Origin of the sequence: Microbacterium koreense, assembly GCF_042677105.1 — a bacterium.
In the GTDB taxonomy this organism is placed as follows: domain Bacteria; phylum Actinomycetota; class Actinomycetes; order Actinomycetales; family Microbacteriaceae; genus Microbacterium; species Microbacterium koreense.
The window spans coordinates 2831918-2855861 of the sequence record NZ_JBHTIM010000001.1 but is presented as its reverse complement, the minus strand read 5'-3'; the positions used below and the strand labels follow the sequence as shown (position 1 = coordinate 2855861).

The 23944-nt window shown below is 67.9% G+C and carries 22 protein-coding genes; 13 read left to right on the top strand and 9 right to left on the bottom strand.

The window, feature by feature from the left end:
• The first annotated feature begins 55 nt into the window (after positions 1-55).
• Positions 56-997 (top strand): EamA family transporter RarD, encoded by a 942-nt coding sequence (gene rarD / locus ACFQZV_RS13315; RefSeq protein ID WP_378752440.1) that lies wholly within the window; start codon positions 56-58, stop codon positions 995-997.
• Here rarD and ACFQZV_RS13310 read toward each other — a convergent pair.
• From ACFQZV_RS13310 to ACFQZV_RS13300, 3 genes are read right to left on the bottom strand one after another with little or no spacing between them, the layout of a single operon-like run.
• Positions 972-1295 carry a metal-sensitive transcriptional regulator gene (locus tag ACFQZV_RS13310; RefSeq protein ID WP_378752352.1) on the bottom strand — a complete coding sequence of 108 codons (324 nt, stop codon included), beginning with the start codon at positions 1293-1295 and terminating at the stop codon, positions 972-974. The two genes, rarD and ACFQZV_RS13310, sit on opposite strands and share 26 nt — an antisense overlap.
• Positions 1292-3544, bottom strand: a complete 2253-nt coding sequence (locus tag ACFQZV_RS13305) for a heavy metal translocating P-type ATPase (RefSeq protein ID WP_378752354.1) — start codon at positions 3542-3544, stop codon at positions 1292-1294. The genes ACFQZV_RS13310 and ACFQZV_RS13305 overlap by 4 nt, the downstream gene beginning before the upstream one ends.
• The gene (locus ACFQZV_RS13300) at positions 3544-3747 is read right to left on the bottom strand and encodes a heavy-metal-associated domain-containing protein (RefSeq protein ID WP_378752356.1); all 204 of its coding nucleotides are present in this window, start codon (positions 3745-3747) and stop codon (positions 3544-3546) included. The genes ACFQZV_RS13305 and ACFQZV_RS13300 overlap by 1 nt, the downstream gene beginning before the upstream one ends.
• Before the next feature lie 334 nt (positions 3748-4081).
• Between ACFQZV_RS13300 and ACFQZV_RS13295 the strand changes: the two genes are divergently transcribed.
• Complete coding sequence (locus ACFQZV_RS13295; RefSeq protein ID WP_378752358.1) at positions 4082-5347, top strand: ABC transporter substrate-binding protein; 1266 nt, start codon at positions 4082-4084, stop codon at positions 5345-5347.
• Between the two features lie 148 nt (positions 5348-5495).
• Here the strand turns inward: ACFQZV_RS13295 and ACFQZV_RS13290 are convergent, their stop codons facing one another.
• Genes ACFQZV_RS13290 through ACFQZV_RS13275 form a run of 4 tightly spaced genes read right to left on the bottom strand, consistent with a single transcriptional unit; the run spans position 5496 to position 9578 of the window.
• Positions 5496-6269 (bottom strand): ABC transporter ATP-binding protein, encoded by a 774-nt coding sequence (locus tag ACFQZV_RS13290; RefSeq protein ID WP_378752360.1) that lies wholly within the window; start codon positions 6267-6269, stop codon positions 5496-5498.
• Positions 6266-7213 carry an ABC transporter ATP-binding protein gene (locus ACFQZV_RS13285; protein ID WP_378752442.1) on the bottom strand — a complete coding sequence of 316 codons (948 nt, stop codon included), beginning with the start codon at positions 7211-7213 and terminating at the stop codon, positions 6266-6268. Before ACFQZV_RS13285 ends, ACFQZV_RS13290 begins: the two co-directional genes overlap by 4 nt.
• Before the next feature lie 34 nt (positions 7214-7247).
• Complete coding sequence (locus ACFQZV_RS13280; RefSeq protein ID WP_378752362.1) at positions 7248-8225, bottom strand: branched-chain amino acid ABC transporter permease; 978 nt, start codon at positions 8223-8225, stop codon at positions 7248-7250.
• A gap of 9 nt (positions 8226-8234) precedes the next feature.
• On the bottom strand, positions 8235-9578 hold the full coding sequence (locus ACFQZV_RS13275) for an ABC transporter permease subunit (protein WP_378752364.1): 1344 nt from the start codon (positions 9576-9578) through the stop codon (positions 8235-8237).
• Positions 9579-9873: 295 nt separating this feature from the next.
• Between ACFQZV_RS13275 and guaB the strand changes: the two genes are divergently transcribed.
• From guaB to ACFQZV_RS13240, 7 genes are all read left to right on the top strand, one after another.
• Positions 9874-11376, top strand: coding sequence for an IMP dehydrogenase (gene guaB / locus ACFQZV_RS13270; RefSeq protein WP_378752366.1), 1503 nt, complete (start codon positions 9874-9876; stop codon positions 11374-11376).
• Between the two features lie 57 nt (positions 11377-11433).
• Positions 11434-11712 (top strand): DUF2277 domain-containing protein, encoded by a 279-nt coding sequence (locus ACFQZV_RS13265; protein ID WP_378752368.1) that lies wholly within the window; start codon positions 11434-11436, stop codon positions 11710-11712.
• A gap of 76 nt (positions 11713-11788) precedes the next feature.
• Complete coding sequence (locus tag ACFQZV_RS13260; RefSeq protein WP_378752444.1) at positions 11789-12907, top strand: GuaB3 family IMP dehydrogenase-related protein; 1119 nt, start codon at positions 11789-11791, stop codon at positions 12905-12907.
• A gap of 86 nt (positions 12908-12993) precedes the next feature.
• Positions 12994-13767 (top strand): SURF1 family protein, encoded by a 774-nt coding sequence (locus ACFQZV_RS13255; protein ID WP_378752446.1) that lies wholly within the window; start codon positions 12994-12996, stop codon positions 13765-13767.
• A gap of 10 nt (positions 13768-13777) precedes the next feature.
• Positions 13778-14323 (top strand): DUF3817 domain-containing protein, encoded by a 546-nt coding sequence (locus ACFQZV_RS13250; RefSeq protein ID WP_378752370.1) that lies wholly within the window; start codon positions 13778-13780, stop codon positions 14321-14323.
• Positions 14320-15903, top strand: a complete 1584-nt coding sequence (gene guaA, locus ACFQZV_RS13245; RefSeq protein WP_378752372.1) for a glutamine-hydrolyzing GMP synthase — start codon at positions 14320-14322, stop codon at positions 15901-15903. Before ACFQZV_RS13250 ends, guaA begins: the two co-directional genes overlap by 4 nt.
• Entirely contained in the window at positions 15900-17312 is a 1413-nt protein-coding gene (locus ACFQZV_RS13240; RefSeq protein ID WP_378752374.1) for a glycosyltransferase, read from the top strand. The genes guaA and ACFQZV_RS13240 overlap by 4 nt, the downstream gene beginning before the upstream one ends.
• Positions 17313-17337: 25 nt before the next feature.
• Here ACFQZV_RS13240 and ACFQZV_RS13235 read toward each other — a convergent pair whose 3' ends face one another.
• Both ACFQZV_RS13235 and ACFQZV_RS13230 read right to left on the bottom strand, forming a co-directional pair.
• The gene (locus ACFQZV_RS13235; RefSeq protein ID WP_378752376.1) at positions 17338-19368 is read right to left on the bottom strand and encodes an alpha/beta hydrolase; all 2031 of its coding nucleotides are present in this window, start codon (positions 19366-19368) and stop codon (positions 17338-17340) included.
• A 77-nt stretch (positions 19369-19445) separates the two neighbouring features.
• Positions 19446-20375, bottom strand: a complete 930-nt coding sequence (locus ACFQZV_RS13230; protein WP_378752378.1) for a Bax inhibitor-1/YccA family protein — start codon at positions 20373-20375, stop codon at positions 19446-19448.
• Positions 20376-20690: 315 nt separating this feature from the next.
• Here ACFQZV_RS13230 and ACFQZV_RS13225 point away from each other — a divergent pair, with 315 nt between their 5' ends.
• The 4 genes from ACFQZV_RS13225 (at position 20691) to ACFQZV_RS13210 (ending at position 23922) form a co-directional block, all read left to right on the top strand.
• Positions 20691-21725: a glycerophosphodiester phosphodiesterase family protein gene (locus ACFQZV_RS13225; RefSeq protein WP_378752380.1), complete on the top strand. Its 1035-nt coding sequence runs from the start codon at positions 20691-20693 to the stop codon at positions 21723-21725.
• Positions 21718-22146, top strand: a complete 429-nt coding sequence (locus tag ACFQZV_RS13220; protein ID WP_378752382.1) for a fluoride efflux transporter FluC — start codon at positions 21718-21720, stop codon at positions 22144-22146. Before ACFQZV_RS13225 ends, ACFQZV_RS13220 begins: the two co-directional genes overlap by 8 nt.
• The gene (locus ACFQZV_RS13215) at positions 22143-22520 is read left to right on the top strand and encodes a fluoride efflux transporter FluC (protein ID WP_378752384.1); all 378 of its coding nucleotides are present in this window, start codon (positions 22143-22145) and stop codon (positions 22518-22520) included. The genes ACFQZV_RS13220 and ACFQZV_RS13215 overlap by 4 nt, the downstream gene beginning before the upstream one ends.
• A gap of 70 nt (positions 22521-22590) precedes the next feature.
• On the top strand, positions 22591-23922 hold the full coding sequence (locus ACFQZV_RS13210) for a ClC family H(+)/Cl(-) exchange transporter (protein ID WP_378752386.1): 1332 nt from the start codon (positions 22591-22593) through the stop codon (positions 23920-23922).
• The last annotated feature ends 22 nt before the right edge of the window (positions 23923-23944 follow it).

Here is a 23944-nt window from a genome sequence, read left to right as displayed (position 1 = left end):
CCCCGACGCGGTGCCCGACACCGAACTCGGTGTCGTCGCGACCACGACGGCGGGGATCCCGGTCCCGGTCGAGCGGGACCCCGCGCGCGAGCAGACGCTCGGAGGCATCTTCGCGTTCTCGGCCTACCTGCTGTGGGGATTCCTCCCCCTCTACTTCATCCTCCTCGCACCGACTGGTCCCTGGGAGATCGTGGCGTGGCGGATCATCCTCTCGCTCGTCTTCTGCGCGCTGCTTCTGACGGTGACGCGATCGTGGGCGAGGCTCGCGAAGATCTTCCGCCAGCCCCGCATCCTGGGGCTCACCGTGTTGGCAGGGTTGACCATCTACGTCAACTGGCAGGTGTTCATCCTCGGGGCGCTGACCGGCCACGTGATCGAGACGAGCCTCGGCTACTTCATCAACCCGATCGCGACGGTGCTGCTCGGGGTGATCGTGCTCCACGAACGACTGCGAGTGACCCAATGGGTGGCTCTGGGCATCGCGGGCATCGCGGTCGTCGTCATCATCGTGGCGTACGGGTCGGTGCCGTGGATCGCCCTCACCTTGGCGACCTCGTTCAGCATCTACGGTCTCATCAAGAAGCGCGTCGGGCCGTCGGTCGACGCGATCAGCGGACTGACGCTCGAATCGCTGTGGTTGCTTCCGGTGGCGACGGTACTGCTCGTCGTGGTCGGCGCCACCACCGGACTGACCATCGGCGCGAACGGTCTCGTGCACGCGGTGCTGCTGAGCCTCGCCGGCGTCGTGACGGCCGTGCCGCTCTTGCTCTTCGCCGCGGGAGCACGTCGGACGACCCTCACGGTGATCGGCCTGTTGCAGTTCATCGCGCCGATCCTCCAGTTCGTCATCGGCACGACGATCCTCGGTGAACCGATGCCGCTTGAGCGGTGGATCGGTTTCGCGCTGGTCTGGGTCGCGCTGACGGTGCTCATGGTCGACTCTGTGGTCCATGCGCGCCGGCTGCGGCAGGTCAGCCGCGCCGCACGAGCCGGGTGATCGCGGCGGTCGCCTCGGCGATCTTGGCGTCGGACTCCTCGCCGCCCGCGCGCGCCGCGTCGACGACGCAATGGCGAAGGTGGTCATCGAGCAGCCCCACCGCGACGGCCTGCAGGGCGCTGGTCAGGGCGCTGATCTGCGTGAGGATGTCGATGCAGTACTTCTCGTCTTCGACCATGGTGCGGATGCCGCGGGCCTGGCCCTCTATGCGCTTGAGGCGATTGACGTACTTCGCCTGATCGGTGATGTATCCATGGCTGTGGCCGATGTCCTCACCGGCCGGGGGAGCGGTGGTCATGTCTGGTCTCCGTTTCGGGTGATCGAGCGGAACGTGCGAAGGCGCAGGCTGTTGCCGACGACGAAGACGCTCGAGAATGCCATCGCGGCGCCTGCGATCATCGGATTGAGCAGTCCGAATGCGGCCAACGGGAGTGCTGCCACGTTGTAGGCGAACGCCCAGAACAGGTTGCCCTTGATCGTGCGCAGAGTGGAGCGCGACAGGCGGAGCGCGTCGACGGCGCCGCGCAGATCGCTGCGCACGAGCGTGATGTCGGCCGCTTCGATCGCAGCGTCCGTTCCCGTGCCCATGGCCATTCCCAGGTCTGCCTGGGCGAGGGCGGGGGCGTCGTTGACACCGTCGCCGACCATCGCGACGACCTTCCCCGACGCTTGCAGATCACGCACGACCGCCACCTTGTCGGCGGGGAGCACCTCGGCGTGGACGACGTCGATCCCCACCGCGCGCGCGGTCGCCTCGGCCACCGCGGCGTTGTCGCCGGTGAGGAGCACGGGGGTCAGCCCGAGCCGCCGCATCCGCGCCACCGCCTCCGCGCTCGTGGGCTTGACGGTGTCGGCGACGACGAGGATGCCGCGGGCGACACCGTCCCAGGCGACGTAGACGACCGTACGGCCCTCGTGGGCCGCGGCTGTGGCAGCCGCGCTCAGGGCGGGCGATGGATGGACCGACCAGTCTGCGAGGAGCGACTCGCGGCCGACCACGACCGGCGTGCCGGCGACCGAGCCGACGACGCCGAGCCCGGCGGTGTTGCGGAAGTCCTCAACGTCGGCGAGCGGGCGGGGCGCGGCATCCGCGATCGCCTTCGCGACGGGATGTTCGGAGGCCGCCTCGACTGCCGCGGCGCGGGCGAGGAGATCTGTCTCGTCGACCCCGGGCTCGGCGACGACGTCGACCAGCGACATGCGACCGGAGGTCACGGTCCCGGTCTTGTCGAGCACGATCGTGTCGACGCGGCGTGTGGATTCCAGGATCTCCGGGCCACGGATCAGGATGCCGAGCTGTGCGCCGCGGCCCGTCCCGACCAGGAGAGCCGTGGGTGTGGCGAGCCCGAGCGCGCACGGGCAGGCGATGATGAGGACGGCGACCGCCGCAGTGACGGCCGACACCGCCGGCATCCCGATCGCGAGCCACACGACGAGGGTGACGAGGGCGATCACGAGGACGATCGGCACGAAGATGCCCGAGATGCGGTCGGCGAGACGTTGCACGTCGGCCTTGCCGGACTGCGCTTCTTCGACCATCCGCGCCATCCGAGCGAGCTGCGTGTCATCGCCCACGCGGGTGGCGCGCACGACGAGTCGACCCCCGGCGTTGACGGTGGCACCGATCACCGCATCGCCGGGACCGGCCTCGACGGGCGCTGACTCACCCGTCACGAGTGAGGCGTCGATCGCCGAGGTGCCCGAAACGACGACACCGTCGGTGGCGATCGCCTCGCCTGGGCGCACGACGAACTCGTCGCCGACGCGCACCTGCGAGATGGGCACGCGCTGTTCGACTCCGTCGCGGAGCACTCCCGCATCCTTCGCGCCGAGCTCGAGCAACGCGCGCAGCGCAGCGCCCGCGCGGCGCTTGGAGCGAACCTCGAAGTACCGCCCTGCCAGCACGAACATCGTCACGCCTGCGGCCACCTCGAGGTAGATCTGGCCGGCGCCGTCGGTCGGCTGCACGGTCCACTCGAACCCGTGGGTCATGCCCGGCATCCCTGCGTGGCCGACGAACAACGCGTAGAGCGACCACAAGAACGCCGCTGACACCCCGATCGACACGAGGGTGTCCATCGTCGCGGCACCGTGCCGCAGGTTGATCCACGCCGCGCGGTGGAACGGCCAGGCCGCCCATACGACGACCGGCGCAGCCAAGGCGAGCGACGCCCACTGCCAGTAGGTGAACTGCAGCGGCGGGATCATTGCGAGGAGGATCACCGGAACAGCGAGGATGATCGACCCGATCAGGCGTTGGCGGAGGCCGGTGAGTTCGGGATCGTCGTGGTGGGTGTCGTCCTCGGTTCGCTCGGGCGAGGGGAGCGTCGCGGAGTAGCCGGTCTTCTCGACTTCGTCGACGAGGGCTTGCGGATCGAAACCGCGGGGGACGGACACCACTGCTTTCTCGGTGGCGTAGTTCACGCTGGCGGTGACGCCCTCGAGTCGGTTCAACTTCTTCTCGATGCGATTCGCGCATGATGCGCAGGTCATCCCCGCGATGTCGAGTTCCAGGCGCGCCGGGGCCGCCGTCTCGTGCTGCGACATCAGAGCCGTTCGGCGGTGTAGCCCGCCTCGTCGACGGCGGCGAGGATCTCGGCATCGTCGACGTCGTCCGTTCCGGTGATGTGGAGAAGGCCGGTCGCCGCGCTGACGGATACGTCATCGACGCCGGCGACCTGCGACACCTCCTCGCGGATCGCGGCTTCGCAGTGGGCGCAGGTCATTCCGGTCACTCGATAGTCGGTCATCGTGATCTCCGTTCGTCTGACTCGCCCCATCGTATACCCATAGGGGGTATGCCGGGCCGGTGAAGGCTCCGCTGTGACCGGGAGAATTGCTTCTCGTCGCGAGAACCCACCGCTGTGGGTGATTCTCTCGACCAAGAGTGATTCTCGCGGGGAGGTTCGGGGCGGGGGCAGGGCAGGATGCACTCTTCGACGGCGTCGCTCTGAACGTAACGATTCGGTCGCGTTACACATCGTTAACGAATGGCAACATTGGCGGAGCCTTAGCGCGGTTAGGTTATGAGCACTGGGCCGACGTTTGCGTCGAGCCCGTGTTCACCCACCAAGAAGGAGCAACATGAGCGTCTTCACCCGCTCGCGCAAGTCCACCGTCCTCGGTGGCATTGCGCTCGCCGGCGCCAGTGCCCTCGTCCTCGCCGGTTGTGCCGGCGGCGGTTCGGGCGGCGACGACACCGCGGCACCCGAAACCGAAGATCGTGACCTCACCCTGAGCATCGGAACGGTTCTTCCGCAGACCGGTTCGCTCGCCTTCCTCGGACCGCCCGAAGAAGCCGGCGTCGGCCTCGCGGTCGCCGAGATCAACGAAGCAGCCAAGGGCATCACCGTCGACGTCGAGTACGGCGACTCGGGCGACACCGACAACAAGGCCTACGAGACCACGGTTCCGCGTCTCCTCGGTGACGGCGTCCAGGCGCTCATCGGCGCGGCGTCGTCCGGTGTGACCAAGCTGTTCCTCGACCAGGCCGTCAGTGCGGGCGTCATCACGTTCTCGCCCGCCAACACGTCGCCGGACTTCACCACGTGGGAGGACAACGACCTCTACTGGCGTACCGCTCCCAGCGACCTGTTGCAGGGTGAGGTGCTCGGAAACCTGATCGCAGAGGACGGCAACTCGACCCTCGGCATCATCTACCTCAACGACGCGTACGGCACCGGCCTCGAGAAGGCGCTGAGCGAGACTTTCGCCGCCACCGGTGGCGAGGTCGTCGCGAGCGAGTCGTACAACCTCGGTGACACGAACTTCAGCGCTCAGGTGTCGTCGATCCTCGCGCAGAACCCCGAGGCGATCGCCGTGATCGGCTTCGAAGAGACCGCGACCGTGGTCCCCTCGTTCGTCAACAGCGGTTTCTCGGGCGACTCGTTCTACTTCGTGGATGGAAACATCTCGCAGTGGGGTGCTGACATGCCCGTCGACATCACCGGTTCGAAGGGCACCCAGCCCGGACCGGTGCTCGCCGACGACTTCCAGGAGCGTCTGAACGCGCAGTGGCTCGAGCAGGGCGACGGCACGGAGCTGGCCGACTTCAACTACGCCGGTGAGTCGTACGACGCTGTCGTGCTCCTCGCGCTGGCTGCCTTGCAGGCCAACTCGACCGACCCGGCCGAGATCGCTGCGAACCTGCAGTCGGTTTCGGGTGGTGCCGATGAGGGCGAGAAGTGCGACACGTTCGCCGCGTGCGCCGACATCATCCTCGCGGGCAACGCCGCTGACTACGACGGCTACTCCGGTGGCGTCGCGTTCGACGACGCGGGCGACCCGACCGAGGCGACGATCGGTATCTTCGAGTACGTGGGCGACAACATGCACGAGCGGATCAACTGATCTCGATCGGCTGATCTCTCACCCGCAGGCCCCGGCTCCGAAAGGAGTCGGGGCCTGCTTCGTCGTGTCCGGGTGCCGCATGCGCGGCACAGCAACGCGAAAGAGGGGCGGATGCCGCAGCATCCGCCCCTCTCGTCGATCGCTGGGATCAGTCGGCGCCGAGCGACCCGAGGTACAGCCCGATGACCTTGGGGTCGTTGAGCAGCTCGCGTCCGGTGCCCTCGTAGGCGTCCGTGCCCTGATCGAGGACGTACCCTCGGTCGCAGATCTGCAGGCATCGCCGAGCGTTCTGCTCGACCATGATCGTCGTCACACCCGCTTTGTTGATGTCGGAGACGCGGATGAACGCATCGTCTTGACGAACGGGCGACAGACCCGCGGACGGCTCGTCGAGGAGGAGCACAGCGGGGTCCATCATCAAGGCCCGCGACATCGCGACCATCTGCCGCTCACCGCCCGAGAGCGATCCCGCACGCTGCTTGAGGCGCTTGCCCAGCTCGGCGAAGATGCCGGTGACGAACTCGAGGCGTTCGGCATACGCCTTCGGCCGCTGGTACAGCCCCATCTGCAGGTTCTCTTCGATGCTCAGCGACGGGAAGACGTTGTTCGTCTGCGGCACGAAGCCCACGCCGCGCTGCACGAGCTTGTCGGAGTTGAGTCCGACGATGCTCTCGCCGTTGACGGTGATGTCTCCGGAGCGCACCTTGACCATCCCGAAGATGGACTTCAAGAGCGTCGACTTGCCCGCGCCGTTGGGGCCGATGATGCCGATCAGCTCACCCTTGTGCGCGACCAGATTGGCCTGGTTGATGATGTTGATACCGGGAAGGTATCCCGCGTCGAGGTCACGGACCTCGACGACGACGCGGTCGGTGCGCGCCGCTTCGTCGTTCGGAACGGCGTCGGCGGTTGTGTGCTTCACGGTTTCTTCTCCTCGCCGTCGCGGGCGTCCGCGTGCTCGGCGTCTTCGATCTCATGGATGAGCTCGACCGCCTCGGTGTTCATTTCACCCTCGATGCGGCCGGTCACGATGCCGAGGTCGACGTCCTGGTGAGCGCCGAGATAGGCATCGATCACCGCAGCATCCTTCATGACGACGTCCGGCGGGCCTTCGGCGACGATGCGGCCCTCGGCCATCACGACGACCCAGTCGGCGATGTGGCGGACCATGTGCATGTCGTGCTCGACGAACAGCACCGTCATGCCCTCGTCTTTGAGGTCGAGGATGTGATCGAGAAGGGACTCGGTGAGTGCCGGGTTCACACCGGCCATCGGCTCGTCGAGCATGACCAGCGTGGGGCTGCTCATGAGGGCGCGCGCCATCTCGAGGAGCTTGCGCTGGCCGCCCGAGAGCGACGCGGCGAAGTCCTCCGACTTGGCGTCGAGCTTGAAGCGCTTGAGCAGGCTCTTCGCTTTTTCTTCGATCTCGTTGTCCTGCTTGCGCCACAGGAACGGCAACATGCTCGACCAGAACCGTTCACCGGTCTGGCCGGTGGCGCCGAGCTTCATGTTCTCGAGCACCGTGAGCAGCGACAGCGCCTTGGTGAGCTGGAAGGTGCGCACCTGGCCCATGCGGGCGACCTTGAACGAGGGGATGCCGCTGAGCTGTTGGCCCTCGAAGCTCCACGTTCCGCTGTTGGGCTTGTCGAAGCCGCAGAGCAGATTGAACAGGGTCGTCTTACCGGCGCCGTTCGGACCGATCAGTGCGGTGATGGCACCCTTCGGGATCTCGAGGTGCTCGACGTCGACCGCCGTCAGACCGCCGAAGCGGCGTGTGACGTGGTCGGCGACGAGGATCGGGTCGACTTTGGGGACGCCCGGGACGGGGTCGCCCTTGGCCAATCCCGTGGTCTTCGGGCGGGGCACGCTGCCCGTCGTGGGCGCGGCGTCGTTCGAGCTGTTACTTGACAAAGGTCAGCTCCCTCTTGTTTCCGAGGATGCCCTGTGGGCGGAAGATCACCAGCAACATCAGCGCGACACCCACGAGGATGAAGCGGAGCGTGCCGGCCTGGATGGGAGAGATCGGCAGGATGCCCTGTGCGGCCAGGGCCGGCAGGACTCCGTCGAGGAAGGCCATGATCACCCAGAAGATGACCGATCCGAGCGCGGGACCGAACACGGTCGCCGCTCCGCCGAGCAGCAGGATCGTCCAGATGAAGAACGTCAGGCTCGTCGTATAGGTTGCCGGCACGACCGCTGAGGGCAGGGCGAAGACGACGCCACCGAGGGCACCGAAGATGCCACCGAGCACGAGCGCCTGCATCTTGTAGCCGAAGACGTTCTTGCCGAGCGAGCGCACGGCGTCTTCGTCTTCGCGGATGCCCTTGAGCACGCGACCCCAGGGGCTGCGCATGATCGACCAGACGATGAATATCGCGATCGCCAGCAGGATGAGCCCGAAGACGCGCACCCACAGCTGATTCGCCGTGTAGACCCACGGACCGAATCCGTATTCACCGGGCGGGAACGGGTTCGCCGCGCGGAATCCCTCGTGGTAGCCGGCGAGGCCGTCGGCCGAGTTGGTGACCGCGTCGAACACCGTGGTGGTGAACAGCAGTCGCACGATCTCGGCGGCGGCGATGGTCACGATGGCCAGATAGTCGGCTCGCAGTCGCAGGGTCGGGATACCGAGGATGACCGCGAAGATCGACGCCGCGAACATGCCGATGAGGATGCCGACCCACCACGGAAGCCCGAACGAGAGGATCGTGATCGCGTAGCTGTAGGCGCCGATGGCCATGAAGCCGGCCATACCGAAGTTCAGCAGGCCCGCGTAGCCGAAGTGCACCGCGAGTCCCGTGGCCGCCAGTGCGTAGGCGATCGTGGTCGGGCTGAAAAGCCAGCCCGCGGTGTTGTTGAGAATGCCTCCCCAATCCATGGTCGCCCCCTATCCCAGTCTCTCTTTTCGGCCCAGGATGCCCTGTGGCCTGACCAGCAGAATCAAGATCAGTACGACGAGTGCTCCGACGTACTTGAGGTCGGACGGCATCCACAGGGTGGAGACCTCGACCAGGAGGCCGACGATCAGGGCGCCGATGAGCGCGCCGAAGGCCGTGCCGAGGCCGCCGAGCGTGACGGCGGCGAAGATGAGGAGCAGGATGTGCATGCCCATGTCCCAGCGCACGCCGGGGCGGAAGTAGCCCCAGAGGATGCCCGCGAGAGCGGCGAGTGCCGCTGCGAGGATCCAGACGATGCGGATGACGCGGTCGACGTTGATGCCGGATGCCGCGGCCAGGCCGGGGTTGTCGGAAATGGCCCGAGTCGCCTTTCCGACGCGGGTCCGCAGGAGCCAGAACGCGACGGCGATGAGGACCACGATGCTGATGGCCATCGACATCATGTCGACGGTCGACAGGGCGATCGGTCCGAAAAGCTCGATCTTCGGCGACCCGGCGCCGGGGAGCTGGGAGGTGGAGCCGCCCATGAAGAACTGGAAGGTGAAGCGCACCGCCAACGAGAGACCGATGCTCACGATCATGAGGGGGACCAAGCCGATTCCTCGTCGCCGGAGGGGCTTCCACAGCCCGGCGTCGAGCGTGAGCCCGAAGAGTCCGCCGATGACGACTGTGAGGGGGATCGTGATCCACATCGGGATCCCCAATCCCGCACCCAGCGCGACGGCGATGACGGCGCCGAAGGTGACCATCTCGGCGTGGGCGAAGTTCGTCAGTCCCGTCGTGCCGAAGATGAGCGAGACGCCGATGGCGGCGAGGGCCAGGAGCAGGCCGAAATTCAGTCCGTTGATGACGCGTTCGACGAACTGGTCGAAGAACGAGGTCGTGACGCGTTCACCCTCTCCGAGGAAGAGGTTGATGATTTTCGACCCCGTCAGCCCGAACGACACGTCGAAGGATCCGGATGTGCCGTCCTTCAGCGCGATGCCGTCGCCGAGTTGGGCGGGGTCCACGATGACGCCGCTGGGAAGGGTGTCCTCGTTGACCGTGAGGACGTAGTCGTCCTTCTCGGGCACGTACAGGCGCCAGCGGCCCTCGGCATCCGTTTCGGTCTCGGCGGTGAAACCGCCGCCTTCGACGATCATCGTCACGCCGGCGACGGGCTCGCCCTCGTTGGTGATGATGCCGCCGAAATAGAAGTCGGTGACTTCTTGTTCTTCAGGAGGATCGTCGGTATCGGCCCAGGCGCCGGAGGGCGCGGAAACGATGAGCATCAACGCCGCGAAAATGGCGGCGGCCGCGACGAGCAACCAATGCTGCTTCCGTTTCGCGGTCATAGTCGTAGGACCCACAGAACCTCCAAGCCAGCGCACGCAACCGAGGAACTCGGATCGCATCGGCTGTGATGAACGACGGTACGACCCTAATGTGTCGCTGGTGTTTCGCACAGTATCGATCGGGGCGCCGTGACCAAATCGAAGCAAAAATCTCGACGGGGTCGAACAAAACGCCCAAGGGCGCCGAGCGGTGGATGCCACGACGTAGAATCGAGTGCGGCGGGTTCTCCGCGCCCGGCCGTACGCACCCACCCCGAGCACACGCGCCCATGTCCCGAACGGCGCAGGAGAACCAATGGAGCACAACGACCCCTTCGGCTTCGTCGGATTGACCTACGACGACGTCCTGCTTCTTCCCGGCCACACGGATGTCATCCCCAGTGAGGCCGACACGTCGTCGCGCGTGACCCGCCGCATCACGGTGGCCACTCCGTTGCTGTCCAGCGCGATGGACACGGTGACCGAGTCGCGCATGGCGATCGCGATCGCGCGCGAGGGCGGGATCGGGATCATCCACCGCAATCTGTCGGTGGCCGATCAGGCCGCGATGGTGGATCGGGTCAAGCGCAGCGAGTCGGGGATGATCACCGACCCGATCACGACGACGCCGGATGCGACCATCGACGAGGTCGATGCGCTGTGCAGCCAGTACCGCATCTCCGGCCTCCCGGTCGTCGACGAGACGGGGTTGCTCGTGGGCATCGTCACGAACCGCGACATGCGTTTCGTGTCCGGCTTCGAACGCCACACCACACGGGTCGCCGACGTCATGACCCGCGAGGGGCTCGTGACCGGTCGCGTCGGGATCAGCGCGGGTGAAGTCATCGCCCTCTTCGCGCAGCATCGCGTCGAGAAGCTTCCGTTGCTCGATGAGAAGGGGCATCTCGCGGGTCTCATCACGATCAAGGACTTCGACAAGAGCGAGAAATATCCTCTCGCCACCAAAGACGATCACGGGCGTCTGCGCGTGGGCGCGGCGATCGGGTTCTTCGGCGACGCCTGGGAGCGTGCCGAGGCGCTGCGGGATGCGGGCGTGGACGTTCTCGTGGTCGACACCGCGAACGGGCAGTCGGCCGGGGTCATCGACATCGTTCGCAGGATCAAGGCAGACGAGTCGTTCGCGCACATCGACGTCATCGGCGGGAACGTCGCAACACGCGAGGGTGCGCAGGCGCTCATCGACGCGGGCGTCGACGCGGTCAAGGTGGGTGTGGGCCCCGGCTCGATCTGCACGACGCGTGTCGTGGCGGGTGTGGGTGTGCCGCAGGTGACGGCGATCTACGAGGCATCGTTGGCAGCGCGTGAGGCCGGGGTGCCGGTCATCGCCGATGGCGGGCTGCAGTACTCGGGCGACATCGCGAAGGCGCTCGTCGCCGGAGCAGACAGCGTCATGCTCGGCTCGCTGCTCGCCGGTACCGACGAGTCACCCGGCGAGATCGTCTTTCAGGGTGGCAAACAGTTCAAGCAGTATCGCGGCATGGGATCGCTCGGTGCCCTTCAGACGCGCGGCAAGAAGACGTCGTACTCGAAGGATCGCTACTTTCAGGCCGACGTGCCCAACGACGACAAGCTGATTCCCGAGGGGATCGAAGGTCAGGTCGCCTATCGTGGTCCGGTCTCTGCCGTTGCGTATCAGCTCGTCGGGGGACTGCGTCAGTCGATGTTCTACGTCGGCGCGAGAACCGTCGACGAGCTCAAGGCGCGCGGAAAGTTCGTCCGCATCACCGCGGCGGGCCTCAAGGAGTCGCACCCGCACGACGTGCAGATCGTGGTCGAGGCCCCGAACTACAAGCGCTGATCGACGCAGGCCGCCGGCGGGGTGACGGATGCCGCATCCCGGGCGTATCGTTCGGGCATGTGTCGCAACATCCGCACCCTGCACAACTACGAACCCGCCGCGACATCGGCTGAGGTGAACGCCGCCGCACTGCAGTACGTGCGCAAGATCGCCGGGACGACGAAGCCATCGCAGGCCAACCAGGAGGCGTTCGAGCGGGCGGTGCACGAGATCGCCCACGTGACGCAGCACCTGCTCGACGACCTCGTCACGAACGCTCCGCCGAAGAATCGCGAAGAAGAGGCGGCGAAGGCTCGCGCGCGGGCGGAGCGCTCGGGTCGATACTCGGCGGCGTGAGCCGGCGACGGTCAGCGCGGAGCGCGGAGCCGCATCCACTGCTGTCGTGCCCCGCGGGTAGGCTGGGCGCGTGAGCATGGACATCGAACTCGGCCGCGCCAAGCGCGCTCGCCGCGCCTACACGTTCGACGACATCGCGGTCGTGCCGTCGCGGCGCACGCGCAATCCGGAGGATGTGTCGACGACGTGGACGATCGACGCCTTCAGTTTCGACATCCCGGTCCTCGGGGCGCCCATGGACTCGGTGGTCAGCCCGCAGACGGCGATCATGCTCGGTCAGCTCGGTGGTCTCGGGGTGCTCGATCTCGAAGGGCTGTGGACGCGGTACGACGACCCGACGCCCCTGCTCGCCGAGATCGCGGGACTCCCCGACGACGACGCGACCCGGCGCATGCAGGAGATCTACGCAGAGCCGATCAAGCCGGAACTCGTCCGCGATCGCCTCGCGCAGATCCGGGCGGCCGGTGTCACCGTTGCAGGTTCCCTCACGCCCCAGCGCACGCAGGAGCTGTACGAGACCGTCGTCGCGGCGGGCGTGGACCTCTTCGTCATCCGGGGGACGACCGTCTCGGCCGAGCACGTGTCGAGCGTGGATGAGCCACTGAATCTCAAGAAGTTCATCTACGACCTCGACGTTCCCGTCATCGTGGGAGGTGCCGCGACCTATACGGCGGCGCTGCATCTCATGCGCACCGGCGCGGCGGGCGTGCTCGTCGGATTCGGCGGGGGCGCAGCCTCGACCACACGAGTGACGATGGGGCTCCACGCACCGATGGCCACGGCGGTCGCCGACGTCGCCGGCGCGCGGCGCGACTACCTCGACGAGTCCGGTGGCCGCTACGTGCACGTCATCGCCGATGGGGGCGTCGGCACGTCGGGAGACATCGTCAAGGCGCTCGCGATGGGTGCCGATGCGGTGATGCTCGGCGTCGCCCTCGCCCGCGCGACGGATGCCCCCGGCCAGGGGTTCCACTGGGGGCCTGAGGCCCACCACTCGAAGCTGCCGCGAGGCCGCCGCGTGCACGTCGACCAGGTCACGTCGCTCGAAGAGGTGCTCTATGGTCCTGCGCCGGTCGCAGACGGCACGGCCAACCTCATCGGGGCGTTGCGCAAGTCGATGGCTACCACCGGCTACTCCGACCTCAAGGAATTCCAGCGCGTCGAGGTCGTCGTCGCTCCCTACGGCGCCGAATGACGTCGTCCGACCCCACGGGCACCGGACCTGTGCCGGTCGACGCGGCCGGTGCCCCGCCGGTGTTCCCTCCAACGCTGCGCGAGGTCATGCTGCGCCCGCGCTGGATCGCGATGCTCCTGCTCTGCCTCGTGGTCGCGGGGGTGTTCGCGTGGCTCGGTCAGTGGCAACTGTCCAACGCGATCGACACCGACCCGCCGCCGCCGGGCGCGACCGAGCAGGTGCGTCCGCTCGAAGAGGTCTCAGAGCCGGGCGTCTACCTTCCGGATCCCCTCGTCGGCCAGCGTGTCGAGGTGACGGGGCGCTGGATCGCCGAGGACTTCCTCGTCGTCGAGGGCCGTTACAACGACGGAGTCGAGGGCTACTGGGTCACCGGCCAGCTGCGCATCGCCGACCTCGTGCAACCCACATCCGTCGCCGTCGCGTTGGGGTGGGCGCCGAGTCTGGATGCGGCGACTCGCGCGGCGGGCGAGTTCGCCACCACACTCGGCGGCGACGTGCCGGTTACGCTGACGGGCCGCCTCATCGCCGATGAGGGACCCTTTCCGCCCGATGACGACGTCGATCCGTTCACGATGAACCGGATGTCGCCGGCGGCGCTGCTGAGCAGGTGGCACGATGCCGAGGGGCTTGACGTTTATCGCTCATACATCGCATCCGAGCTGGCGCCCGAGCCGCTCGTGGACATCGCCTCACCTCCTCCGCTGGAGCGCTCGAGCGTCAACTGGCTGAACATCTTCTACGCGATCGAATGGGCGATCTTCGCCGGCTTCGCGTTCTACCTCTGGTACCGCCTCGCCAAGGATGCCTGGGAGAAGGAGCTGGAAGACCTCGAGGACGAGAGCGCCGAGGCCCGCGGGTAAGCTGGACGACATGCCGCGCGCCCCGAAACTCGCCTCGTTCCCGGCGATCCGTGGAGCGCTGAAGTTCTACGAGATCTGCTCGGTCATCACCGGTGTCGGGTTGCTGTTGCTCGTGGCCGAGATGATCCTCAAGTACACGCCGCTGCATCTGGAACTGTTCATCGGCGGTTCGGGCGGTGCCCTGTGGTTCGCTCCGGTCATCGTGGGAGCCGATTGCCAGTGGTGGTCGTTGTTCGCCCCCATGACCAACACGTGCGAGATGACGTCGGTCGGCGACGGCTTCAATGTCTCGCTGTTCATCCTCGTCGCCCACGGCTGGTTCTATGTCGTGTACCTCTTCTCGTGCTTCCGCATCTGGAGCCTCATGCGCTGGCCCTTCCCGCGCTTCCTGCTCCTCGCGCTCGGTGGCGTGATCCCGCTGCTGTCCTTCTTCATGGAGGCGCGCGTCGCGCGTGAGGTGCGCACCTACCTCGCCGAGCGCGAGGGCGCCGAACTGCACTCGGGCGCCGAGCATTCGACCCTGACCCACGCCATCCCGACGGAGAACCTGCGGTGACCGAGCAGACAGAAACCTCCCAGCGACCCGTCCTCGTGGTCGACTTCGGCGCGCAGTACGCGCAGTTGATCGCGCGCCGCGTGCGCGAGGCCGGCGTCTACAGCGAGATCGTGCCGCACAGCGCGACGGCGAAGGAGATCGCCGAGCGCAACCCCGTGGGGATCATCCTCTCGGGCGGACCCTCCTCGGTGTATGCCGAGGACGCCCCGTCGCTCGACCGCGCCGTCTTCGACCTCGGTGTGCCGACGCTCGGCATCTGCTACGGATTCCAGGTCATGGCCCAGGCGCTCGGGGGCGACGTGGCCCACACCGGGCTGCGTGAGTACGGGGCGACGGATGCGGTCATCGCCAACGACGGCGGCGTTCTCCTGGGTGGGCAGCCGGTAGAGCAGAACGTGTGGATGAGTCACGGCGATCAAGTCTCCCGCGCTCCGCAGGGCTTCGCGGTGCTGGCCTCGACCGAGGCGACGCCGGTCGCGGCGTTCGGTGACGACGAGCGACGGCTCTACGGGGTGCAATGGCATCCCGAGGTCAAGCACAGCGACCACGGCCAGGCGGTCATCGAGAATTTCCTCCACAAGGCCGCGGGGCTGCCCGCGGACTGGAACAGCGGCAACGTGATCGCCGAGCAGGTCGCCCGCATCCGGGCGCAGGTCGGCGGCGGTCGCGTGCTCTCGGCTCTGTCGGGCGGCGTGGACTCCGCCGTGTCGACCGCTCTCGTCCACGAAGCGGTCGGTGATCAGCTCGTCGCGGTCTTCGTCGACCACGGACTGCTGCGCAAGGGCGAGCGTGAGCAGGTCGAGAACGACTACGTCGCCTCGACCGGCGTACGCCTGGTGACGGTCGACGCGCGCGAGCGGTTCCTCAGCGCACTCGAGGGCGTCAGCGATCCCGAGCAGAAACGCAAGATCATCGGGCGCGAGTTCATCCGCGCCTTCGAGCAGGTGCAGGCAGACCTCATCGCCGAAGCCGCAGCCGAAGGGGAGCCGATGCGCTTCCTCGTGCAGGGCACCCTGTACCCCGATGTCGTCGAGTCCGGCGGGGGGTCGGGCACGGCGAACATCAAGTCGCATCACAACGTGGGCGGTCTGCCCGAAGACCTGCAATTCGAGCTGGTTGAACCGTTGCGCACCCTCTTCAAGGACGAGGTGCGGGCGATCGGCCGCGAGCTGGGGTTGCCCGAGGCGATCGTGGGGCGTCAACCGTTTCCGGGCCCCGGCCTCGGCATCCGGATCGTGGGTGAGGTCACCGCTGACCGTCTCGAGATTCTGCGTGACGCCGATGCCATCGCCCGCGAAGAGTTGACCAAGGCCGGCTTGGACGGCGAGATCTGGCAGTGCCCGGTGGTCCTCCTCGCCGACGTGCGCTCGGTGGGTGTGCAGGGCGACGGCCGCACGTACGGGCATCCGATCGTGCTGCGACCGGTTTCGAGCGAAGACGCCATGACGGCCGACTGGACGCGCTTGCCCTACGACGTCCTCTCGCGCATCTCGAACCGCATCACCAACGAGGTGAAGGACGTCAACCGCGTGGTGCTCGACGTGACGTCGAAGCCGCCGGGCACGATCGAGTGGGAGTGACCCACGACGGCGTCGAAGCACGATTTCCCGACGCCGAGTACCTCGTCCTGTCGAGCCGGCTCATCCCGGACCTCGACGGTGGATACACGCTGGCCACGCTTGCGCGTGCGCGCCAGATGGCGGAGGCGGGCGTGCACGGCGGTCGCGGACCGCTGCTGCTCACCGTCGACCCAGGGTCGGCGGCGGACCACACGCAGCACCGGGCGGCGTTCCTCGAGCGCGGCCGGATCGCCGACTCGGGCGTGATGCGCAACCTCTTCGACGAGGCCGCGGCGCCGTCGGGCGGGGCCGCGCAGTGGCTTCGTGACGCCAGCCACCCGGGCGAGCCCGACCCCGCGCTCGAGTACCGCGCAGTGACGGATGCCGCATCCCGCCCCGTCGTCGACCTGCCGGTGATCGTCGGTGACCCGGACTGGCACACCACCACGGCGCCCATCGTCGTGCGCGGCGATGACGGCGAGGTCGTGGGTGCGGTGGATGGATTCGGAGCTCTGTATCGGGCGTGGCTCGAGCACGTCGTCGACGGAGTGCGCGCGCGCGACTCTGACCTGCCGGTCGTCGTCGTGTGCGAATCGCGGCAACTGGGGGAGTTGCTCGTTGACTGGAACGACCCGGGCGTGCGCGTGCTGCACGCGATCCACACGATCCATCTCGAGCCGCCGTATACGCCCGACGCCCCGATGAACGCCTTGTGGTCCCGCTGGTTCGGTGTGGCCGACCGGTTCGACGCGGTCCTGTGGCCCACCCATGCGCAACGCGCTGACGTCGTCGCGCGGTTCGGGCCGTCCGATACGCACGTCGTGGTCCCGCACGGCGTGGCACCTGCGGCATCCGGTCCGGATCGCCCGGTGCGGGTGCCTGGACGCGTGGTCATGCTCAACCGGCTCGCGCCGGGCAAGCGCATCGACCACGCCATCCGTGCGTTCCGGGACGTCGCCGAGCGGGTGCCGCAGGCGCGGCTGGACATCTTCGGTGACGGGCCCGAGCGCACACGGCTGGACGCCCTCGTCCGAGAGCTCGGGATGGGTGGGTGGGTCACGGTGCACGGCCCGTCGGATCGTGTCGCCGATGAGCTCGCGACGGCCTCGGTGTTCCTGTCGACGTCTGCCTACGAGGGACAGGGCCTCGCGATCGTTGAAGCCCTCGCCGACGGATGCCCGGTGGTGTCGTACGCCGCGCCCTACGGGCCACGCGAGCTGCTCGCGGATGGCGGCGGAGTATTGGTGGCAGATGCCGATGAATCCGCGCTTGCCGATGCGCTGGTGTGCGTCCTCACCGACGCCGACCTCCACGCCCGACTCTCCCGTGAGGCCGTGGTCGCAGCCGCGGCCGTGGATCCGGATCACGCCATGGCGGCGCTCGCTGAGGTGGCGAACGCCGCGCTCGCGCGCCCCTCGCGGCGCTGCTGATCGCGGCCGCTCCCGCGGCATTCGGCTACAGGAACAGCAACCCCCGGGCGAGAAGCCACACGGTGAAGGCGACCGTCGCGATCGCCGACACCGAGAGGAACACCCGGTGGGCGAAGGTGCCGTCGCCGCCGCGCCACGCGCGCACGAGCACTGCGATCAACACGGCCGTCGACGCGAGGGCGGCGAACGGGAGCAGGAGCAATGGCCAGGCGGCGGCGGGGATCCCGAAGGCGAGTACGAGGGGGTCGCCTGTCGACAGCAGCCAGAGGATGCCGCCGGCGAACGCCAGATCGAAGCCCGCGGCGACGGTGGCGCTCAGCACCGCACCCTCCGGGGCGCGGCCGCGCCGGCGCGCGAGCCACCGCATCCCGTACGCGCACCCGTAGACGAAGGTGACGAACAGCATGCCGAGCGTGAGGACCAGGACGATGATCTGCCCGAGGCGGTGGTCCTCGGCGACATCGACGGCCAGCCGATACAGCGCGGAGGTCGGTTGCACGTCAGCGGTCGTGAGGAACACGGTCGAGGTCATGCGGCTCGGGCAGCTGGTGTCGTTGTCGGCACCGGGGTCGGCGAGGAACTGCATCGTGATGAACGTCACGCAAGAGTCGTCGGTCGTCCACAGCGGCGCATGCGCCAGAGACGGGAAGACGTGCGCGGATGCGGCGGACAGCCCGTTCGCCGCGGTTTCCGCCCACTCCGGTGGTGCGATGGGGTCGTCTGCTCCCGAGAGGAGCAGCGTCGGCACGGTTCCCTCGACGGGCTGCGCTTCGACGGCGGCCGCTGCGGGCACCTCCCACACGGCGCACTCCTCGCGGAGTGCTTCGAGCGTCGGCATGTGCGCGCTCAGCGCTGCGCCCGCGTTCTCGGCGGTCTCCTCCGTGGTCTCGTCGATCGTGAACGGAAGCTCTTCCGCGCACACGCGCGACAGTCGGGCACCGTCGAGCTCGGCATCCGCCTCATCGATCAATCGTTGCGCGACCGGGAGTGCCGCGGCGGTGTCGCCGGCTGCGAGGCGGTCGATCACGAACGGCAGGACCGGCACGATCGAGGTGTCGGCGAGGGCGGCGCGCAGCGCGCGCATGACGTCTTCGTCGTCGAGCGACACCACCAGGGGCGCGCGGTCGACCGGGCTCTTGACGGTGATCTCGAGCGGTGCCGCCTCCGCGTTCGCGAGCACGGTGTCGAGGCTCGCCTGCAGATCGGGGTAGCGGTCGCCGCATTCGCGGTCGGCACCGCACTGGGCGAGCAGCGCGGTGATCGACGCGGTCAGCGCGTCGGGAGCGAGGGTGAGCCGATCCACCTGCGGGGGCTCGACGCTGTCGAGGACCACCGTTCTCAGCCCCTCGGGGTGATCGCGCAGGAGCGTGAGTGCTACGCGCGAACCGTCTCCGATTCCGGCGACGTTCCATGCGTCGAGGCGCATCGCGGCGCGAAGATCGGCGAGGTCGGCGGCGGAGGCGGCCGTCGTATACGCGGAGGGATCGACGCCGGCCTCGGTGAGGCGGTCACGGCACGCCTGAATCGCCGCGAGTCGTTGCGGTTGCCGCTCAGCGGCCGTGGCCAATCGGCCGTCGACGATCGTGCGCTCCAACGACAGCTCGTCGCACACGAGGGTGGGCTCGGCGAAGACGCCACCTCGCTGCTCGACGATGATCACATCGCGATCGCGGGTCGCCCACGCGGCGTCTTCGAGCACGTGAGTCACCACGGAGGCCATACCGCCACCCGCGTCGCGAGAGACGGGAATGACGACGGGGTCGTCTTCGGCGTCACGCGCACCGGTCTGGATCACGGTGACCGGTAAGCGCAGCGTGCGCTCGGGATCGGCATCGTCGTCGCGGCGTTCGGGAACCGTGAGGTAGCCGCACGTGACGCGCTCGCGCCGCTCGACGGGGATCTCGACGACGCACGGGGCCGCCTCGTACTCAGCGGCGAGGACCGCTGTGGGATGCGGGGGAGCGGCGGTTGCGGCATCCGATGCCACGAGCGCCGTGCTCGCCGCCACCAGCGACACCGCGAGTGCGGAAATGCGAACCCGCCACCGCCCGGTCATGACGTCACTATAGGCGGAACGTCTGCCGAACGACGAAGGGACCGTCCTCTCGGACGGCCCCTTCGGTGAGTGTCAGATCAGTTGGATCCGCGCACGATCGCGATGATTCTGAGGATCTCGACGTAGAGCCAGACGACGGTCACCATGATGCCGAACGCGCCCATCCAGCCGTACTGACGAGGTGCGCCGTTGCGCACACCGCGCTGGATCGAGTCGAAGTCGAGAACGAGCGAGTACGCCGCCATGATGACGACAAGGATGCCGATGATCAGGCCGAGCGGGATTCCCATGATGGTTGCGCTGTAGAGGCCGAAAGCCTGGTCGGCGGGGAGGACGTTCGTCCACATGAGGATGAGGTTCAGCAGGCTGAAGACCATGTAGCCGATCATCGCGATCAGGAAGATCTTCGTCGCCTTCTTCGTGGCACGGATCTTGCCGCTGGCGAAGAGCGCGAGAGTCACGCCGACGACGGCGAGAGTCGCGAGCGTCGCCTGCATGACGATGCCCGGGTACATGATCTCGAAGAACGCCGAGATGCCGCCGATGAAGAGGCCCTCGAAGGCGGCGTAGGCGAAGATGAGCGCGGGGCGCACCTTCTTGCGCGAGGTGAAGATGATCACCATCGCGAGGACGAATCCGCCGAGGCCGCCGAGGATCCAGGGCATCATGGTGACCTGCTGGTTCGGGTCGCCCGTGATGCTCAGCGCGCCACCCAGGGTCCAGAACCAGCCGACGGCCGCGGTGGCGACGAGGATCGTGAAGAGACCGACCGTCTTCCAGATGGTGTCTTCGTACGACATCCGGTCGGTCTCAAGCGAGCCGGCCGCCGGTGCCGCGTACATGCCCTCGAGCTGGGCGTTGGCGGCTGCGTCGACGCCCGCGTGCTGGGCGGAAGCGGTCTGGGAAGCGCCGCCGATGTTCGCGGCCTGCGCGCCACCCGGGTACGTGCGCACGGCGCGCTCGTCCTGGAAGGCGGGGTTGTTGAATGCGGGGTTGTTGAGGGCCATGCGCTCTCACACTCCAAAGTCGGGGGTCGCAGCGTCGTGCTGTGGGTTCCACGATATCCGACCACGGGCGACATCGCGGCGGAATCCGGCTGTGAGGGGGCTATGAGCACGGCCCGATGTGGCGTTGTGATCGCGTGAGGCCGGCGACCCGATCCTTTTCGGGCACCCGGCGGTCATCGGGCATCCTCCGGCGCAACTCCACGGATATGGAGCGCGCGGCGGGGCAGCGGCAGGCTCCCGCGGCTTGTCGCGCAGGATTCGTGGAGTTACGCAGATCCCGGCGAAGGACCCCCACGGCCCGACTAGCCTGGTCGCGTGCGACATCGGCCCCCGCTCGTCATCGGGCACCGCGGTGCCTCGGGGTATCGTCCCGAACACTCGCGGTCCGCCTACGCGCTCGCCTGTGCGATGGGGGTGGATGCGGTCGAGCCCGATGTCGTCCTCTCGCGCGACGGCGTTCTCGTCGTGCGCCATGAGAACGAGATCTCGGGGACCACGGATGTCGCCGATCGCGCGGAGTTCGCCTCGCGGCGGACGACGAAGACCATCGACGGCGACGAGGTCAGGGGATGGTTCACGGAGGACTTCACGTGGGCTGAGTTGCAGACGTTGCGGTGCCGTGAGCGTCTGCCGGGACTGCGACCCACGAGCGCGTCGTTCGACGATGAACAATCGGTCCTGCGCCTGCGGGACGTGCTGGATCTCGTGCGGGATGCCTCTACAGAGCAAGACCGGCCGATCGGCGTCGTCCTCGAGATCAAGCACGCCACGTACTTCGCTTCCTTGGGGTGGGACGTCGCCACGATGGTCGTCGACGAGCTTCGGGATGCGGGCTGGGCAGACGGCACCTTCCCGTTGACGGTCGAGTCCTTCGAACGCACCGTGCTGTCGGGCATCCGTGAGCGCGGTCTTCGGTGCCCCCTCGTCTATCTTCTCGAGGCATCCGGACAACCCGCAGACCTTGTCGCCGCTCTCGGTGCAGACGCGCCGACGTACCGGCACACGGCGACCCCCGCCGGGCTCGACGGTATCGCCGACCTCGTCGACGGCATCAGCGTCGACAAGCGGATGATCCTCACATCGGATGCCCGCGGTCGCGCCGTGGACCCGTCGTCGGTCGTCGCCGACGCGCATGCGCGAGGGCTTCTCGTGTTCACGTGGACGTGCCGGCCCGAGAACGCATTCCTCCTCCCGGAATTCCGTGAGGGGCGCGACCGCGCCGCGCACGGTGATTGGCCCGCGGAATGGCAGATCATCCGCGACGCCGAGGTCGACGGCGTGTTCGTCGACCACCCCGACTTGGGGGTGGCGTTCTTCCGTGACACGGGGCGAGGTTCTCGCGATGGGTGAGCCTGCGGCCCGCCGCATCCTGGTCTCGTGGCGGTCCGTCTTGCTCGTCTTCGTCGGGGGAGTCGTCGGCACCGCAGTGCGCGAGAGCATCGTCCTCGTCACCGCGGCGAGCGTCCACGGCCGCTGGGCGGTGCTCGCGGTCAACCTCGCCGGGGCTTTCGCCCTCGGCCTCCTGGTCTCGCTCCTCTCATCGCGCGACGAGAGCGAGCGTCGGCGTGACGTCCGATTTCTGGTCGGGGTAGGCGCGCTCGGCGGATTCACGACGTACAGCGCGCTCGCCGTCGATGTCGCCGCGCGGCTGGCGGACGACCCGTCCGGCGCGCTCGCGTACGGCATCCTCTCGCTCGCCGGGGGACTGGTGAGCGCGGCGCTCGGACTCGCTGCGGGCCGTCGCCGCGCGAAACCGGGGGTTGTTCGATGACCGTCGGCACGTTCGTCCTGCTCTCGCTCGCCGGAGGGGTCGGCGCCGTGGGCCGCCTGCTCGCCGACGCCGCGCTCACGCGGGGTGTTCCGCGGAGATTCCCATGGGGCATCTTCGTCGTGAATGTGGTGGGGTCGTTCTTCCTCGGGTTCGTCACCGGCCTCGCGCAGTCTTCCGTGCTCGCCCTGCCGTGGCTGGCGGTGGTCGGCGCGGGACTCCTCGGCGGTTTCACGACGTTCAGCACCGCGATGGTTGACACGGTGCGTCTCGTCGCCGAGCGGGAATGGGGTGCGGCGCTCGCGAACGCGGTCGGGATGCTCGCCCTCACGATCGCCGTGGCGGTGGCGGGCATCGCGCTCGGTGGGGCGTTGTGATCGTGCCGCGTCTCTTCGTCGAGTGCTACCTCGGCAGGGGTGGTGCGGTGCCACCCCCTAGGGTGGCCTCGTGAGCGATGCGGGGACGGCGAAATCGAGCGCGGGGCGCACAGTGCTCGTGCTCGGGATCCTCGCCGTCGTCGCCGGTATCATCGTGGGATTTCTCGGCGGCGCGTTCCGGTGGTTGCTCGTCGAAGCCGCGGCCTGGCGCGAACACCTCTCTGAGTGGGCGCACGGTGTACCGCTCGGGTGGCTGCTCGTGGTGGCGTTCGGTGTTGCCGGTGCGGTCTTCGCGGCGGCATTGGTCAAGCTCTCACCGCGGGCCTCGGGCAGCGGCATCCAGGACGTCGAAGCCGTCTATCGCAACCAGCTGACCATTCCGCCGCTCTCGGTGGTTCCGACGCGTTTCGTCGGAGGACTCGCCTCGATCGGCTCGGGTATGGTGCTCGGTCGCGAAGGTCCCACCGTACACATGGGTGCCGCGCTCGGCGTCGGGGTGGGGCGGGCCGCCCGCCTGCGGGATGAGGACGTGCGCACCCTGTCGACGGCGATGTCGGGCGCGGGACTGGCCGTCGCTTTCAACGCACCCGTCGGCGGATCGGTGTTCGTCCTCGAGGAGGTCGCGAAGTCGGCAAGCTATCGCTTGATCGTGCCCACCGTCCTGGGAGTGGGTGCGGCGATCGCGTGCGCGCGGCTGGTGATCGGAGACAGCCCTGATTTCGCGGTGCACGACATTCCGGTCCCGCCCCTCGGAACCCTGCCGATGTTCCTCGTCTTCGGTGTTCTCCTCGGGCTCGCGGGAGCGCTGTACAACGTACTGGTGATGAGCCTGATGCGCCTGAACCGTCGGATGACGCGATTCTCACCGATCGCACGGGCCGGTGTGGTCGGCGCGGTCATCGGCGCCGTGCTCTATATCGACCCTCTCGCTGTCGGCGGGGGAGACTCGCTCACCCAGCTGCTCCTTGCCGGGCAGGCGTTCGCGGTGCCTGTGCTCGTGCTCTATCTCACGGTGCGATTCCTCATGGGCCCGTTGTCCTACTCCGCGGCCACCCCCGGTGGTCTCTTCGCGCCCATGCTCGCTCTCGGCGCTATCGCCGGGACGCTGTTCGGACAATTCGTGCAGGTCTTCGACCCGAGCTTGGGCACCGACTTCGTGATCGCGATGGCCATCGTCGGCATGTCGACGCTCTTCGCCGCGGTGGTCCGCTCGCCGCTGACGGGCGTCGCGCTCATCGTCGAGATGACCGCGATCACGACCGTCACCGTGCCGATGCTCGTCGCCGCGGGCGCCGCCGTCGTCACCGCGATGCTCGTCAAGTCGCCGCCGGTCTACGACAGCCTCCGTGAGTTCATGCTGCAGGGCATGGCGCCCCGGTCGCCCGGCTCCATCCGTCCCTGATCGGATGCTCGTCCGATCCGAG

Coding starts and splice junctions, on each gene's coding strand:
- ACFQZV_RS13220 (WP_378752382.1), top strand. CDS start 21,718: ATGGGTGAGCCTGCGGCCCGCCGCATCCTGGTCTCGTGGCGGTCCGTC.
- ACFQZV_RS13295 (WP_378752358.1), top strand. CDS start 4,082: ATGAGCGTCTTCACCCGCTCGCGCAAGTCCACCGTCCTCGGTGGCATT.
- ACFQZV_RS13230 (WP_378752378.1), bottom strand. CDS start 20,375: ATGGCCCTCAACAACCCCGCATTCAACAACCCCGCCTTCCAGGACGAG.
- ACFQZV_RS13275 (WP_378752364.1), bottom strand. CDS start 9,578: ATGACCGCGAAACGGAAGCAGCATTGGTTGCTCGTCGCGGCCGCCGCC.
- ACFQZV_RS13305 (WP_378752354.1), bottom strand. CDS start 3,544: ATGTCGCAGCACGAGACGGCGGCCCCGGCGCGCCTGGAACTCGACATC.
- guaB (WP_378752366.1), top strand. CDS start 9,874: ATGGAGCACAACGACCCCTTCGGCTTCGTCGGATTGACCTACGACGAC.
- ACFQZV_RS13215 (WP_378752384.1), top strand. CDS start 22,143: ATGACCGTCGGCACGTTCGTCCTGCTCTCGCTCGCCGGAGGGGTCGGC.
- ACFQZV_RS13280 (WP_378752362.1), bottom strand. CDS start 8,225: ATGGATTGGGGAGGCATTCTCAACAACACCGCGGGCTGGCTTTTCAGC.
- ACFQZV_RS13255 (WP_378752446.1), top strand. CDS start 12,994: ATGCTGCGCCCGCGCTGGATCGCGATGCTCCTGCTCTGCCTCGTGGTC.
- ACFQZV_RS13310 (WP_378752352.1), bottom strand. CDS start 1,295: ATGACCACCGCTCCCCCGGCCGGTGAGGACATCGGCCACAGCCATGGA.
- ACFQZV_RS13260 (WP_378752444.1), top strand. CDS start 11,789: ATGGACATCGAACTCGGCCGCGCCAAGCGCGCTCGCCGCGCCTACACG.
- ACFQZV_RS13235 (WP_378752376.1), bottom strand. CDS start 19,368: ATGACCGGGCGGTGGCGGGTTCGCATTTCCGCACTCGCGGTGTCGCTG.
- ACFQZV_RS13250 (WP_378752370.1), top strand. CDS start 13,778: ATGCCGCGCGCCCCGAAACTCGCCTCGTTCCCGGCGATCCGTGGAGCG.
- ACFQZV_RS13265 (WP_378752368.1), top strand. CDS start 11,434: ATGTGTCGCAACATCCGCACCCTGCACAACTACGAACCCGCCGCGACA.
- ACFQZV_RS13300 (WP_378752356.1), bottom strand. CDS start 3,747: ATGACCGACTATCGAGTGACCGGAATGACCTGCGCCCACTGCGAAGCC.